Source organism: Rhodococcus sp. IEGM 1305 (assembly GCF_030058635.1).
Lineage (GTDB): Bacteria > Actinomycetota > Actinomycetes > Mycobacteriales > Mycobacteriaceae > Rhodococcus_F > Rhodococcus_F opacus_D.
On sequence record NZ_JASHKX010000015.1, the window covers coordinates 29,474 to 46,431 of the forward strand.

A 16,958-nucleotide genomic window follows, 5' to 3' on the forward strand; every position below is an offset into this window, starting at 1 on the left:
AACTTGCCGGCAACCGGCTTGTTGCTGGTGGGTAGCCTAACCTAAACTCCCTCGGGTGCCCGTCGTTGGACGGGCGCTCTCGACGGACGATCGGATCACCATGTCTCCGGACCACTCGGCGGCTGCTCGCCCCCAGCGCACTTCGGCTGAGCGCACTTCTTCCTCGGCTCGCGTCGGTTCGGCGCCTGTCGCGTTGCCGGTGACGGCCGCGCAGTCCGAGGTGTGGGTCGGGCAGCAGTTGAACCCGGGCAGCCCGGTCTACAACCTCTCGCTCGTCGTCGAGGTCGCCGGCCGGATCGACCTGGACCGTGCCGCCGAGACGATCCGGAAGACCGTCGAACGGGCCGAAGCCCTGCACGTGCGTTTCGAGCGAGGCGACGGCAACGAACTGCTGCAGGTGCCGACAGCCCCCGACGGGTGGACCCTTGCGGTCGTGGACCTGCGCGGCGACGAGGATCCCGAAGCACGTGCGCGCGTGTGGATGGACCGCGACATGGAGACCGTGGTCGACGTCGAGGGCGACGAACCGCTGTTCCGGCACGCCCTGCTGCGCACCGGGGACGAGTCGGTGATCTGGTACCAGCGCTACCACCACAGCCTCATCGACGGATACGGCATCACTCTGCTCGTGGCCGACGTCGTCGATCGATACGAACACCCGGAACTCGAGACGTCCACGGCACCGTGGCCCCTCGACACGCTCGTGGCGTCCGACCGCGACTACCGTGCGTCGACGCGCTTCGCGTCCGACCGCGACTTCTGGATCGAGCAGGTGATCGATGCGCCGGAGCCGCCTCGGCTGCTCCCGCAGGTCGTCGACCACACCGGGGCGCCGATCTCCGCCGTCGTCGAGATCGACGGGGACGACGCCGACGCGATCTACACCTTCGCCTCCGACGCCGGGATCAGGCGCACCCGGCTGCCGCTCGCCGCGATCGTGGCGTACATCCACCGGTTCACCGGCCGCCGCGACCTCACGTTGTCGCTGCCGATGACGGCGCGGGTCGGACGCGAACTGCGCCGCATCCCCGGAATGTGCTCGACGATCCTGCCGCTCCGGGTGCAGGTGGATCCCGAGATGACGGTGGGTGAGCTCGCCACCCGCATCGACACGGCGCTGATCTCGGTGCTGCGGCACGGGCGTTACCGCGGCGAGGACCTCGCCCGCGACCTGCGGTCGATCGATCCGGACCGTCAGATCTTCGGTCCCGGAATCAATTCCATGATGTTCGAGCATTCGCTGACGTTCGGCGGGTTCCCGGCGTGGGTGCGGGGTTCGGCCACCGGACCGGTCCGCGACCTCGATTTCTCCATCCGCGGTGGGCAGGATTCGGAGCCCATCCAGATCGATCTCCGGGCCCCGGCCGGTCTCGGCGCCGAGCTCGAGGAGCATCGTCGCAGGCTCGAGCACTTCGTCGGGCAGTTCGTCGCCGACCCGTCACAGCCCATCGCCTCGCTCGATCCGATGACCGAGGCCGAGCGCAGGCAGTTGCTGGTGGAGTTCAACGACACGGCGTCCCCGCAGGAATCGGTGACGGTTCCCGACCTCTTCCACGCTCAGGTCTCGCGGACGCCGGATGCCGAGGCCCTGATCGCCGGCGACACCCGGCTCACCTACCGCGAACTCGGGGAACGCGTGGCGCAGCTGTCCCATCACCTGCGCGCCCGCGGTGTCGAGGCGGAAACAGTTGTGGCGGTCGGTCTTCCGCGATCGGCGGACATGGTCATCGGACTGCTCGCCGTCATGTGTGCGGGTGGGGCGTTCGTGCCCCTCGACCCGTCGTGGCCGGAGGACCGCCGGACGTCGGTCCTCGCCGACGCCGGGGCCGCGCTCGTGCTCACCGGGCCCGGTGGAGTTGCCGACGCGGGGGAGCGGGCCGTGCCGGTCGACCTCGCGGCGTGGGCGTACGCCGAGGAGCCCACCGAGCCGCCCGCGGTGACCGTGCAGGGTTCGCGGCTGGCGTATGTCATCTTCACGTCGGGTTCCACGGGCAGGCCCAAGGGCGCCATGATCCGTCACGAGGCCGTCTGCGCGCGACTGCTGTGGCAGCGCGACGAGATCCTGGGCTTCGGGCCCGCGGACGCGTCGCTGTTCAAGGCGCCGCTGTCGTTCGACATCTCCGTGAACGAGATTCTGCTGCCTCTGGTGGCGGGTGGCCGGCTGGTGGTGGCCGAGCCCGGCGGGGAGCGGGACCCGCAGTATCTGCTGGACCTGATCGCCGGCGAGTCGGTGACGTTCGTCTACCTCGTGTCGTCGATGCTGGACGTGCTGCTCGACCTGTCGCGGGGCACGGATCGGCTGGCGGCGCTGAAGCACGTGTGGTGTGGCGGTGAGGTTCTCACACCGCGCCTGTTCGAGAGGTTCCGGTCGCAGCTCGCCATCACGCTGTACCACGGCTACGGCCCGGCGGAGGCGACGATCGGGGTGTCGCACGTGATCTATCGGGAGGATGCGGCGCGGATCGCGACGTCGATCGGTCGCCCGAACCCCAACACCCAGCTGTACGTGCTGGACGAACACCTGAACCCGGTGCCGCTCGGCACCGGCGGTGAGCTGTACGCCGGCGGATTCCTCCTCGGCCGCGGTTACGTGGACGCTCCGGGGCTGACGGCGTCCCGTTTCGTCGCCAACCCGTTCGCGAACGACGGCTCCCGGTTGTATCGAACCGGTGACCTCGCGCGGTGGGCGCCGGACGGGTCCCTCGACTTCCTCGGCCGCGCCGACAATCAGGTGAAGATCCGGGGCATGCGACTCGAACTCGAGGACGTCGAGGCGGGCATCGTGTCGCATCCCGACGTTCGGCACAGTGCCGTCGTCGTTCGGGAGACGCCGTCGGGGGCAAAGTATCTCGCGGCCTACGTCGTGGCGAAGCAGGATTCGGTTCCGGACGTCGCCGAACTGCGGGTCTGGGCGTCGTCGAAGCTGCCGGAGTACATGGTGCCGTCGTCGTTCGTCGTCCTCGATCGGTTCCCGCTCACCCCCAACGGAAAGTTGGATAGGCGTGCGCTGCCCGAGCCGGACCTCGGCGCGGCCGGCGAGAACGTCGCGCCCCGCACCGCTGCCGAGGAAACCCTGTGTGCGCTGATGGCGGGTGTCCTCGGGGTGGAGTCGGTGGGCGTCACCGACGACTTCTTCGCGTTGGGTGGCGACAGTATCGTCGCGATCCAGCTGGTCAACCATGCTCGGCGGGAAGGTCTTTCGATCAGCCCGCGGGAGATCTTCCAGCTCCGCACCGCCGAGGCGCTCGCCCGGGTCCAGGACGGCCGGACCGCGGCCGCCGTGGACCCCGACGACGTCGCCGTCGGTGAGGTCCGCAGCACCCCGATCGTCGCCCGCATCGCGGAGCGGGGTGGTGAGATCGCCGCGTTCCACCAGTCGGTGCTCGTGCAGACTCCGGCCGCCCTCGACGAGCATGCCGCGAAGGCGGCACTCGCCGCGGTGCTCGAGCGGCACGACGCCCTGCGCGCGACGCTCGTCCGTGGTAACGGAAGCGGCCTCCGCCGCGGGGGCGACCGCTGGACGCTGTCCGTGCCGGAACCGTCCCCGGCGACGCTCGACGGAATCCTGCGGGTGGTCGAATCCGACGGCAGCGCCGAGCAACTCGACATCGAGGCACGGGCGGCCGTCGGAAGGCTCGACCCGGATGCGGGCACCATGGTGCAGGCCGTCCTCTTCTCCGCGGCCGAGGGTCCCGGCCGGTTGCTGCTGATCGGACACCACCTGGTGGTCGACGGGGTGTCCTGGCGCATAATCCTCGAAGACCTCGCCCGCGCGGGAACAGCCGTGGCGGCCGGGGGCGTCCCCGAACTCGCTCCGGTCGGGACGTCGCTGCGCCGCTGGTCCGAGCTGCTCGACGAGCAGACGCGGTCGGGTGCCTTCGACCACGAACTGTCCTTCTGGGTGGACGCGGCGACCACAGAAGACCCGCTCCTCGGTTCGCGTGCGCTCGATCCCGCCCTCGACCTCGCCGGCGACGCCGAAACCCTCACGGTGACATTGCCTCCGGAGTTCAGCCGGCCGCTGCTCTCCACCGTGCCCGCGGCGTTCCACGGACACGTCAACGACGCGCTCCTCACCGGTGTCGCGGTTGCGTTGCAGAGGTGGCGAGACGGAGGGCCGGGCCCGGTGCTCCTCGACCTCGAGGGGCACGGACGCGAGGAAGACCTCGTGCGCCGCAGCGACGGACCCGCCCTCGACCTCGCCCGGACCGTCGGCTGGTTCACCACCGTCTACCCGGTGGTGCTCGACCCCGGTGCGGCGGCGGACGAGACGGGAATCGCCGACGCGCTGAAGGCGGTGAAGGACCAGTTGCGCCGCATCCCGAGTTCCGGGTTCGGCTACGGCGCGTTGCGCTACCTCGGTGTCCCGAAGCCGGAACTCGCGCACGCGCCGACCCCGCAGGTGCTGTTCAACTACCTCGGACGGGTGACGTCCGCGGAGGGCGTCGACTGGCTGCCCCGCGCCATGGGTGGCGCGGACGACCCGCGGATGCCGCTCGGGCACGCGCTGGCGTTCGACGTGATTGCCGAGGACGGAGCCGACGGCCCCGTCCTGCGCACGACGTTGACGTGGGCGCCCGGTGTGCTCGATCGTGATGCCGTCGTGGCGCTCGCCGACGAGTGGACCGCGGTGCTGCGGGTGCTGGCCGGAATCGACCGTCTCGGCGGTCACACGCCGTCGGACTTCCCGCTGGTGTCGCTGACGCAGCCGGACGTGGACGCGCTGGCGGGGGCGGCCGACGTGCTTCCGCTGACACCGCTGCAGGAGGGCATCTACTTCCAGTCGGCGTTCGAGGACACCGGCACCGACCCGTACGTGGTGCAGCAGGTGATCGAACTGACCGGTCCCGTCGACGCTGCGGCGTTGCACCGCGGGCTGCAGGCGGTCGTCGACCGGCACGCGGCCCTCCGCGTCGGCGTGCGAGCGGTATCGGACGGCCGGGTCGTGCAGGTGGTCGGCGAAAACGTCCAGGTGCCGATGGAGGTGCTCGATCTCACCGGCGTCGCGGATCCGGAGCAGCGCGTGGAACAGGTGCTGGCGGCGGACCGGGCCCGGGGTTTCGACTTCGAGCGCGGCCCCCTGCTGCGCTACACGCTCGCGCAGGTGAAACATCAAAGGTTTCTTCTGCTGCAGTCGATTCACCACATCGTCGCCGACGGGTGGTCGGTGCCGGTGATGTTGCGGGAATTGATGGCCCTCTACAGCGTCGAGGGGAAGCCGCTGGCGCTGCCGACGCCCACGCCGTACCGGAGCTACCTCGAATGGCTGGGGGCGCGGGACCGTCAGGCGTCGCTCGCCGTGTGGCGGGAGGCGCTCGCCGACGCCCCCGAGCCGGTCGACCTGCCGACGCCGTCGTCGAAGGGGGAGTCCGGGATACACAGTGTCCGAGTGACACTGCCGTCGGACGACACCGTCGCGCTGTCCGCGGTGGGCCGGGCCCGCGGATTGACGCTCAGCACCCTCGTGCACGGCACGTGGGGTCTGGTCCTCGGTCGTCTCACCGGCCGGGAGGACGTGGTGTTCGGTTCGACGGTGTCGGGCCGCGGCGGGGACCTGCCCGGTATCGAGACCATGGTGGGCCTGTTCATCAACACCGTGCCCACCCGGCTGCGGTACCGGCCCACCGACACGGTGGCCGAGACCCTCGCGCGGTGGCAGCACGAGCAGTCGACGCTGCTCGACCACCAGTACCTGGGCCTGCCCGAGTTGCGCCGGGAAGCGGGACTGCAGAACCTGTTCGAGACGCTCGTCGTGTTCGAGAACTATCCGCTCGGCGACGGCGCGGTGGCGGATCCCACCGGTGCGGTGCAGTTGACCGGCATCCGGTTCGACGAGCACCCGCCGTACCCGATGACGCTGATCGTCATGCCCGGCGACGCGCTGACACTCGAGCTGAAATACGACGACGCCCGCATCGATGCGGCGACCGCGACCCGGTTCGCGGAGTCGATGGTGGCGTATCTCGCGGAGCTGACCCGGGACGTCGACCAGAACGTGTCTTCCGTCGCGCTGGCGTCGCGCGAGCCGATCGACGCGGCACTGCGCGACGTCGAGGTGGAGTTCCCCGACACGACGGTGACGGCGCTGCTCGAGGAGCAGGCGGAGCGGACACCCGACGCGGTGGCCGTCGTGTTCGAGGACGAACACCTCACCTACGCCGAATTGCATGCGCGCGCGAACCGCCTCGCCCGACTGCTCGTCGACCGCGGGGTGGCACCCGAGTCGAAGGTGGCGGTGGCGCTGCCCCGTTCGCTGGACCTGATGGTGGCGCTCCTCGCGGTCGGGAAGGCGGGCGGCGCCTACGTTCCGCTCGACACCGGTTACCCCGCCGACCGGCTGGCGTTCATGCTGGAGGACGCGGAACCGGTATGCGTCCTCACCGACGGCACCGTGCCGTTCTCCGGGTCCGGGTCCGGTGTTCCGCAGGTCCGGGTATCGGACGCCGAGCGGTACTCGCCCGAGCCGCTGACCGGTGTCGCGCTCGCGCCGCAGCACCCCGCCTACGTGATCTACACGTCGGGCTCGACGGGACGGCCCAAGGGGGTCGTCGTGCCGCACGCCGGCATCGTCAACCGTCTGCTGTGGGTTCAGCGGTTCCGGCCGATCACCCCGACAGACAACGTGTTCCAGAAGACGCCGTCCAGCTTCGACGTGTCGGTGCTGGAGTTCTTCGGACCGCTCCTCGCCGGGGCGACCCTCGTGCTGGCGCGGCCGGACGGCCACAAGGACCCGGCGTACCTCGCCGACGTCATCGTCCGGCGGTCGATCACGCGTGTGCATTTCGTGCCCTCGATGCTCGAGGTGTTCCTCGCCGAGCCCGCCGCCGCCCGGTGCACCGGACTCCGGATCATCTCCTGCAGCGGTGAGGCGCTTCCCGTGGCCTCCGCCCGGCGCGTCGCCGAACTCCTGCCGGGAGTGGAGCTCGACAACCTCTACGGTCCGACCGAGGCGTCGGTCGACGTCAGCTACGCCGCGTCCGTTCAGGGAATCGACGTGTCCGCGCCCTCCGTGCCGATCGGCCTGCCGACGTCCAACACCGGCCTCTACGTGCTCGATCGGTACCTGCAGCCGGTGCCCGCGGGCGCCGCCGGTGAGCTGTACCTGTCGGGGCCACAGCTGGCCCGCGGCTACCTGGGCAGGCCCGGGTTGAGTGCCGAGCGGTTCGTCGCCGATCCGTTCTCCCACACCGGGTCCCGCATGTACCGCACCGGTGACGTCGCCCGGGTGAACGCGGAGGGCGCGGTCGAGTACCTCGGCAGGGTCGACGATCAGGTGAAGTTGCGCGGCTTCCGCATCGAACTGGGCGAGATCGAAGCGCAGATGGCGGCGTGCCCCGGAGTGCGGCAGGCCGCCGCCGTCGTGCGCACGGACCGGCCCGGTCGGCAACAACTGGTCGGGTACGTCGTCGGCGACGCCGACGTCGACGATGTCCGTGCGCGCCTGGCTGCGGCCCTGCCGGAGTTCATGGTGCCCGTCGCGTTCGTGATCGTGCCCGAGTTCCCGGTCGGCCCCAGCGGGAAGCTGGACCGCACAGCGCTTCCCGCGCCGGACTTCTCCGCGCACATGAGTTCGGGGCAGGCGACGTCCGCGCCGGTCCTCGAGAGCGGACCGGCAGCGGTGCTGGCCGCCCACTACGCCGAGGTTCTCGGTGTCGGGACTGTCGGGGTGGACGACGACTTCTTCGCGCTCGGTGGCGACAGCATCCTCGCCATCCGCCTGGTGAATCTCGCTCGCCGGGAGGGGATCACCGTCACCCCGCGGCAGATCTTCGAACAGCGGACGCCGGCCGCGCTCGCACGGCTGGTCGCGGCCACCGTCGTCGCGTCGGCCCCGCGCGTGGAGGAGTCGGGCACCGGTGTCCTGTCGCCCCTGCCGGTGGTCCATCGGCTGTCCGAATGGAGTGGCGGAAAGAACCGGTTCAACCAGGCCGTTCTGCTCCACACACCGGCGGGCACCAGCGCCACCGTCCTGACTGCCGCGCTGCACTCGGTGATCGGTCACCACGACGGCCTGCGGCAGAAGCTCACCCGGCATGCGCCGGGTGTGTGGTCGCTCGAGATCACCGAATCCGCAGACCTGGAACTGCGTCGTGTCGACGTCACCGGACTCGACGCCGCCGCGCTGCGCGAAATCGTGGCAGCAGAATCCGGCGCCGCGACCGACCGGCTCGCCCCTGACGACGGCGCCATGCTGTCGGCGGTGTGGTTCGACGCCGGCCCGCAGGAGCTGGGCAGGCTCCTCCTCGTCGCGCATCATCTGGTGATCGACGGGGTGTCGTGGCGGACGCTGATCGAAGATCTGGCCATGGCGTGGGTGGCGGCCGACAGTGGCCAGGACGCGGCGCTCGACCCGGTGCCCACGTCGCTGCGCGGATTCGCCCGCATCGTCACCGAGCAGGCGCAGGCCCCTGCCCGGCTCGCCGAACTCGACCACTGGTTGCGCGTCACCGAACCCGGTGCCGATCTGGTGCGGGGCACCGACGGGCACGCGGTGGTGAGCAGTGGCGCACGACGGACGGTGCTGCTGGATCCGCAACTCACGACGGCGCTGCTGACCACCGTTCCCGCCGTGGTCGGCGCCGACGTCACCGATGTGCTGCTGGCGGCCCTGCGGCTGTCGGCCGATCGGTGGCTCGCCGGCCGTGGGCGCGAGAACGACCTGCTGGTGGACCTCGAGCGGCACGGCCGCGAAGAACTCGCCGAGGGCGTGGATCTGTCCCGGACCGTCGGCTGGATCACCAACGTCACCCCCGTCCGGTTGCGCAGCCGGACGGGCGCACTCGAGACGCTGAAGGACGTCAAGGAGCAGCTGCGCGGCGCCCCCGACGGCGGCATCGGCTACGGCATGCTGCGGTACGTCAATGGGCGCACCGCGGGCCTTCTTGCGGCACGGGCGGAATCGCAGGTGCTGTTCAACTACCTGGGGCGGATGCCGCACGCGGTGCCCGGACCGTGGACTCCCGCGGTCGAATCCGATTCGCTGGCAACAGATCCCGATGCCGATCTCGGTGGCCCGTACCGGCTGGTGATCAACGCCCTGTGTGACGAGTCCGAGCGGGGCACCGAACTGCAGGCCGTCTTCGCCTGGTCGGACGCCGACCTGGGCGAGGCCGACGTCCTCGCGTTGAGCGACGGCTGGGTGGCCGCACTGCGTGAACTGGCCGACGCCGCAGGAGAGCACGACGGACCGGCGATGATCACCCCGTCCGACCTTCCCCTCGTGGCGTTGACGCAGGAGGAGATCGACCGGATCGTCGCGGCGAGCCCGAGCGGGGTCGACACGGTGCTGCCGCTGTCGCCGCTGCAGGAGGGTCTCTACTTCCAGGCCGGGTTCGACTCCGGCGCCGACATCTACACGGCACAGTTCTCACTCGACTTCGCGCACCGCCTCGACACCGACAGGCTCGCCGCCGCGCTGCGCACCCTGCAGCGACGCAATCCCACGCTGCGAGCGGGATTCGTCAATGCAGGCCTGCCCGCGCCGGTGCAGTTCTTCGGCGCCGGCCTGGACGTGCCCATCGCCGAGTTCGACCTCAGGGAACTCGACGAGCCCGAACGCGCGGCCTACGCCGAACAGCTGACCGCGCAGGACCGGCTGACACCGTTCGACCTCACCTCCCCGCCGCTGTGGCGGGCAATGGTGTTGCGGCTCGGCGACTCCCACGACCGACTGGTGATCAACCGGCAGTTCCTGCTGTGGGACGGATGGTCCAACGGCCTCGTCGTCAGTCAGCTGCTCGCCCTCTACGAAACCGGTGGCGACGACTCCGGGTTCGCCGCCCCGGAGGGATCTTTCGAGGACTACCTGCGGTGGCTGGCCACCCGGGACGCGGATGCCGCGCAGTCGGCGTGGACCGACGCGCTCGGCGGGCTCGACGAACCGACGCTGCTGGCCGCGACGGTCGCGGGGGAGCCGCAGCCGCCGCAGCGCCGGGACGCGGTGCTGTCCGAGGAACTGAGCGAACGGCTCCGTGCCGGTGCCCGCGGCGCCGGTGTCACGTTCAACGCGGTGCTGAGCGCCGCGCTGGCCGTCGTACTCGGAATCGAGACCGGGCGCTGGGACCTCGTGTTCGGCACCACCGTGGCCGGACGCCCACCGGAAGTCCCGGGCATCGACGCGGTGGCCGGAATGTTCCTCAACACCGTCCCCGTCCGGACGACGCTGCGGGCCGACGAGACCGTCACCGACCTGCTCCGGCGAATCCAGTCGGAGCGGCTGGCGCTGACCCCGTACGACTACCTCGGGCTCGCGTCAATCCAGCGGGTGTCCGAGCACCGGCAGCTGTTCGACGTGCTGTACGTGCTGCAGAACTTCGTCGACGAGAAGCAGGTGTCGGCGCTCAATGCGGCGCACGACATCAGCGGCGGCGACAGCATCGATCACACGCACTACCCGGTCACGGTCGTCGTGACCCCGGGCGCGAGCGTGAAGGTGAAGTTCGAGTTCCACCCCGAGAAGATCTCGGAGTCGCGGGTCGAAGGCATGCTGTCGCGGTACCTGACCGTGCTCGAGGAGTGGTCCACCGACCTGTCCGGTGTGGTCGGCGGAATCGCCGGTGCCGCAATGCCCGTGCCGGTCGAGCGGAAGGCCCTGCCCGACAGAACCATCGCCGATCTGTTCGCCGACGCGGCCCGCGGCCGGCCCGAAGACACGGCCCTGGTGTTCGGCGACCGCACCGTGAGCTACGCCGAACTCGACGCCGACGTGAACCGGATGGCCCGGGTCCTGCTCGGCCACGGCGCGGGCCCGGAGCGGATCGTCGCGCTCGCACTGCCGCGGACGGTGGAGATGGTGGTCGCGCTGTTCGCCGTGCTGCGCACCGGATCCGCGTACCTGCCGCTCGAACTGGACCACCCCGCCGAGCGACTTGTCGCGATGCTCGACGACGCGCGTCCGACGGTCCTGGTCACCATGTCGGACATCGCCGGAACGCTCGCCGCTGCGATGGTCGACACGCTGGTCGTCGACACCGTGGACTTCGGCGCGGTCGCGTCCGGACCGCTGTCGGAGGCCGAACTCGGCGGTTTCGCGCCCGGAACCCCCGGGCGCCTGGACCATCCGGCGTACGTCATCTACACGTCCGGGTCCACGGGCAAGCCGAAGGGCGTCGTCACCCCGTACCGCGGTCTGACCAACATGCAGTTCAACCATCGTGAGGCGATCTTCGAACCCGTCGTGACTGCCGCGGGCGGTCGGCGGCTGCGCATCGCGCACACCGTGTCGTTCGCGTTCGACATGTCGTGGGAGGAACTGCTGTGGCTGGTGGAAGGCCACGAGGTCCACATCTGCGACGAGAACCTGCGGCGTGATGCCGAGGCGCTCGTGGCCTACTGCGACGCCCACGCGATCGACGTCGTCAACGTGACGCCGACGTACGCGCAGCACCTCGTCGAAGAGGGTCTGCTCGACGACGGTCCGGGGCGGCACCGGCCGCCACTCGTACTCCTCGGCGGCGAGGCAGTGTCGGATTCGGTATGGAACCGGTTGCGCGATACGGACGGAACGGTCGGGTACAACCTGTACGGTCCCACCGAGTACACGATCAACACCCTCGGCGCCGGTACTGCCGACAGCGTGACACCCACCGTCGGCACCCCGATCTGGAACACGTCCGCCTATGTGCTGGACGCGTGGTTGCGTCCGGTTCCGGACGGCGTTCCCGGCGAGCTGTACATCTCCGGGGTCGGGTTGGCGCGCGGCTACCTCGACCGGTTCGCGCTGACGGCGGAACGTTTCGTCGCCGACCCGTTCGATGAATCCGTACGTATGTATCGGACGGGCGATCTCGTCCGGAGACGTGAGGACGGGAACCTCGACTTCCTGGGCCGGACCGACGATCAGGTGAAGATCCGCGGTCACCGGGTGGAACTCGGCGAGATCGCGTCCGCGCTCGAAGCTCTGGACGACGTCCGCCAGGCCGCCGTCGTCGTCGATTCGGGCCCGGGTGGGTTCAAGCGGCTCGTCGGCTACGCCGTACCCGTGAGTACTTATCAACCGCGGGACGTTAACAAGTACTCACAGGCGCTGCGCGCAACGTTGCCGGACTACATGGTGCCCGCCGCGGTCATCGAGGTCGACAGCCTACCGATGACGGTCAACGGCAAACTCGACGTCAAGGCGCTGCCGTCGGCGGACGACGTGCTCGGCCGCAGCGGCGGCGCGCGCACGGAACCCCGCACCGACGCCGAACGGGTGCTGTCCGCCTTGTTCGGGGAGATCCTCGGCGTCCCCGCCCCCGGGGTCGACGACGACTTCTTCGACCTCGGCGGTCACTCGCTGCTGGCCACCAGGCTGATCAGCCGGGCGCGGGCCACGCTCGACACCGACCTCACCCTGCGCGACCTGTTCGAAGCACCGACGGTCGCCGAACTCGCCGCCCGGATCGGCGACGACACCGGTTCGACCCGTCCGGTGCTGGTTGCCAGGCCGCGGCCCGAGCATTTGCCGCTCTCCGCTGCGCAGCAACGTCTGTGGCTCCTGCAGCAGATGGAAGGCACCTCGGTTCGGGAGGGGGCGGGCCCCGCCGTCGCCTACAACTTCCCGATCGTCCTCCGACTGCAGGGTGCACTGGACCCCGGGGTGTTCGAGCAGGCGCTGACCGACGTCGTGTCGCGGCACGAATCGCTGCGAACGGTGTTCGGGGAGCACGACGGCGAACCGGTGCAGGTGATCCTCGAAGACGCCCGGCCCGACGTCGCGGTGGTGGACGGCACCGAGGCCGATCTGGTGCGGCTCGTCACCGAGACCGTCGGCCGCCCGTTCGACCTGGCGACGGAGATCCCGGTGCGCGCGAGCCTCATCCGGGTCGCGGACCAGCAGGTGCTGGCAATCGTGCTGCACCACATCGCCACCGACGAATGGTCGGACCGCCCGTTCCTGCGGGACCTGATGACGGCGTACGCCGCTCGCGTCCAGGGCTCGGCGCCGGCGTGGGAACCGCTCGACGTGCAGTACGCCGACTACACGCTGTGGCAGCGCGACGTCCTCGGTGAGCCACAGGACCCGTCCAGCCTCGTCAGCCGTCAACTCGACTACTGGGCGAAGACTCTCGACGGGGCGCCGGAGGAGCTGGTGCTCCCCACCGACCGCACCCGTCCCGCGCGGCCCAGCTTCGCCGGCGGTGCGATCGAGACGACGCTCGACGCCGCGACGACGCGGGCCCTGCGTGCGCTCGCCCGGACGTCGGGAACCAGCATGTTCATGGTGCTGCACGCGGCGTCGGCGGCGTTGCTGCACCGTCTCGGTGCGGGCGACGACCTGCCGATCGGCGCGCCGGTCGCCGGCCGCAGCGAACAGGGTCTCGACGACCTGATCGGGTTCTTCGTCAATACCGTGGTGCTGCGGACGGACGTGTCGGGCAACCCCACGTTCGACCAGCTGCTGGCACGGGTCCGTGACGCCGACCTGGCGGCCTTCTCGCATGCGGACGTTCCGTTCGAAACCGTTGTGGAGAAGGTGAATCCGGCGCGAACCCTGGCCCGGAACCCGCTGTTCCAGGTGATGGTCGGCTATCACAGCCGGACGTCCGATTCGGCGCTCGCACCCGGCTCGGCCCTCACCCCGGTGGCGTTCGAGGAACGCACCGCCAAGTTCGACCTGGTGTTCAACTTCACGGAGTACCTCGACGACGACCGGGTCGACCTGCGCCTCGAGTACGGCTCCGACCTGTTCGACCGGGCCACCGCGGAGAAGATCGCGCGCAGGCAGGTCGAGGTGCTGGACGCCCTCGCATCCGACTCGGGTCGCGCGGTCGGCGACCTCGACGTGTTCCTCGGCGACGAACGCGAACTCGTGGTGCACGGGTTCAACGACACGTCACAGCCGGTGGCGGAGGAGACGTTCTACGAGGCGTTCGCGCGCCACGTGGCGGCGACCCCCGACGCCGTGGCCGTCGTCGACGCCGGCGGTGAGGTGACGTACGCGGACCTGAGTGTGCGCGCCGACCGAGTCGCCGCACTGCTGCATCGTCGCGGCGTCTCCGTCGAAGACGTTGTGGGACTGGCGGTACCGAGATCGGCGCAGATGGTCGCGGTCGTGCTCGGGGTGCTGAAGCTCGGGGCGGCATACCTTCCGCTCGACCTGAACCACCCGTCCGACCGCATCTCCTACATGCTCGCCGACTCCGCCGCGCGGGTGCTGGTGACCACGGTGGGGGAGAGCCCGCGCATCGCGGACGTCGACGGCCTCACTCGCGTTCTCCTCGACGACGAGTCCGTCGTCACGGAACTCGGGACCGGGCCCGCCCTGCAGGTGCCGCGGCCCCCGCAGGGCCTGGACCACGCCGCGTACGTCATCTACACGTCGGGCTCCACCGGTAAACCCAAGGGTGCGATCCTCACTCACGACGGGATTCCCAGTCTCGTCGCGACCGCCGAACAGCGGATGAAGCTCGTCCCGGGTTCGGTGGTGATGCAGTTCGCGTCGATCGGATTCGACGTCGCGGTCTTCGAGTTGTCGATGGCACTGTGCACGGGGTCCCGCCTGGTCATCGTGCCCGACGAGTCCCGTGTCGCCGGACCGGAACTCACCGATTTCATGGCCGCACACGCCGTGACGCACGCGATCATTCCGCCGTCCCTGCTGGCGGCGCTGCCGTCGGGTTGCGACGTCCCCGAGGGCTGCACCGTGCTGGTGGGCACCGAGACCGTGCCGCCGGAACTGATCGGACGCTGGGCGGAACGGCTCAACCTGCTGGCCGCGTACGGTCTCACTGAGGCCACCGTCAACAACACGCTGTGGCAGGCACGGCCCGGATGGAACTCGGCTGTGCCGATCGGCATCCCCGATCCCAACGAGCAGGCGTACGTCCTCGACGACCGCCTGCAGCCGGTGCCGCCGGGGGTGGCGGGCGAGTTGTACATCGCCGGACGCGGACTGGCCCGCGGATACCTCGGCCGGCCCGACCTCACGTCGGCCCGGTTCGTGCCCAGCCCCTTCGGCGACGCGGGCTCCCGGATGTACCGGACCGGTGACCGGGCGCGCTGGCGGGAAGACGGCAACATCGACTTCCTCGGACGCGTCGACGACCAGGTGAAGATCCGTGGATTCCGCATCGAACTCGGCGAGATCATCGCGGCCCTCGGAAGTCATCCTGCGGTGAAGCAGTCGGCGGTCGTCGCGGACCGGTCCGGTGACATCGTCCGGCTCGTGGGCTATGTGACACCGGCCGACGGTCACGCAGCCGGGCGGATCGATCCGCAGGCCGTGCGGGAACACGCCGCCGCGCGGCTGCCCGACTACATGGTGCCGACTCGCGTGGTCGTGCTGGACGGGGATCTCCCGTTGACACCCAACGGCAAACTCGACCGCAAGGCGCTGCCGCTGCCGGATTGGTCGGCCCTGACCGGGGACGGCACGCCGCAGACGCCGGAGCAGAAGGAGATCGCCGCAGCGTTCGCCGACATCCTGCATCTGCCGTCGGTGGGCATCCACGACAACTTCTTCGACCTCGGCGGCAACTCCATGGCATCGATGCGGTTGGTGGGACGTATCCGCGGGCGGTTCGCCGTCGACATCGGTATCCGGGACGTGTTCGACAGTTCCACGGTGGCCGAACTCGCCGCGATGGTCGCGGGGGCCTCGTCCATCGGCAGACCGGTGCTCACGGCGGCGGACCCGAGACCGGGGGTGCTGCCGCTGTCCGGGCCGCAACGCCGGTTCTGGAAGCAGTTCCGGGCGGCAGGCGCCGAGGCGCGGGCCAGTCACGCACTGTCGCTGCAGCTTCGCGACGCCGTCGACCCCGAGATCCTGGCGCAGGCCCTCGACGACGTCACGTCCCGGCACGAACCGCTGCGGACCGTGTACGTGGAGGCCGGGGACAGCGTCGTCGCGCAGGAAGCGGTGCGGCCCGCCCTCGAACTCGTCGACGTCGGAGACGGAGACGTCCACCGCACGGTCTTCGAATTGGCGCAGGAGCCCCTCGATCTCACCGAGCACGCACCGCTCCGGGTGCATCTCGTGACCGGCGGCGACGGCACCCAGGCACTGCTTCTCGCGATGCACTACATCGCCGTCGACGAGTGGTCCGTGGTGCCGTTGCTCGGTGATCTGATGGGCGCATACGCCGCGCGCTCGCACGGCGAGGAACCCGCATGGGAACCGCTGCCCATCGGATACGCCGACTACGTCGTGTGGTCGCGGGCGCTCGTCGGCGATCCCGAGGACCCGGACAGCCGTCGGTCGCGTCAGCTCGACTACTGGCGGGAGACGCTGGACGGCATGCCGTCCCGGCTCGAACTGCCCGCCCCGGCCGTGCGCGGACCGCGGACGGCGGAGATCGTGCCGGTCGAGATCGACGCGGAACTCCACAGCGCGGCCCGGAAGTTCGCGAGCGAGACGGGCACCAGCCTGTTCATGGTGTTGCAGGCCGCACTCGCCACCGTGTTGACACGGCACGGCGCCGGCACGGACATTCCGCTGGGGTCGCTCGTCGCGGGACGCACGGAGGAGGCGCTGGACGCGCTGGTCGGCTGCTTCTTCAATATCGTTCTGTTGCGAACGGATACGAGCGGTGATCCCGATCCCGTGGAGTTGCTGCGGCGTATCCGCACCGCGAATCTCGACGCGCTGGACAACCAGGACGTGGCGTTCGCCGACGTCGTGGAGGCGGTCGGCGAGACGCCGGTGCTCCGTCCGCAGGTCATGCTCGTTCATCACGAGCAGGCCCGGCTCGGTCATCTCGACGCGCTGGGTGGGTTGATGCCGGTGCCGGTGGGGGTTCCGGATTCGGACCTGACGCTGAGTTTCTACGAGCCGATCGGTGACGGACCTGTCCACGCGTATTTCTCGTTCTCCTCGGATGTGCTGGACGCCGAGGAGGTCCGTGGCTGGGCGTCGGAGTTGTCGTCGCTGGTCACCGCATGGGCGGAAGGAGCCTGGTGATCAAGAGTGATCTAGATCGCAGTTCCGGGGCGGAGTTCGCCGCCGCGAGGGCCGGAAGTACTTGGTACTGTGCTGG

1 protein-coding gene is annotated in these 16,958 nt (G+C 70.0%); it reads left to right on the top strand.

Annotation, left to right across the window (positions count from 1 at the left end; all coding sequences use genetic code 11):
• The first annotated feature begins 100 nt into the window (after positions 1 to 100).
• A complete protein-coding gene (locus tag QM693_RS20830) occupies positions 101 to 16,882 on the top strand; it encodes a non-ribosomal peptide synthetase (RefSeq protein ID WP_283353370.1) in 16,782 nt (5,593 codons plus the stop codon).
• Positions 16,883 to 16,958: the final 76 nt, after the last annotated feature.

Bases quoted from the DNA above. Each gene is read 5' to 3' on its own strand.
- QM693_RS20830 (WP_283353370.1), top strand. From the start codon at position 101: ATGTCTCCGGACCACTCGGCGGCTGCTCGCCCCCAGCGCACTTCGGCT.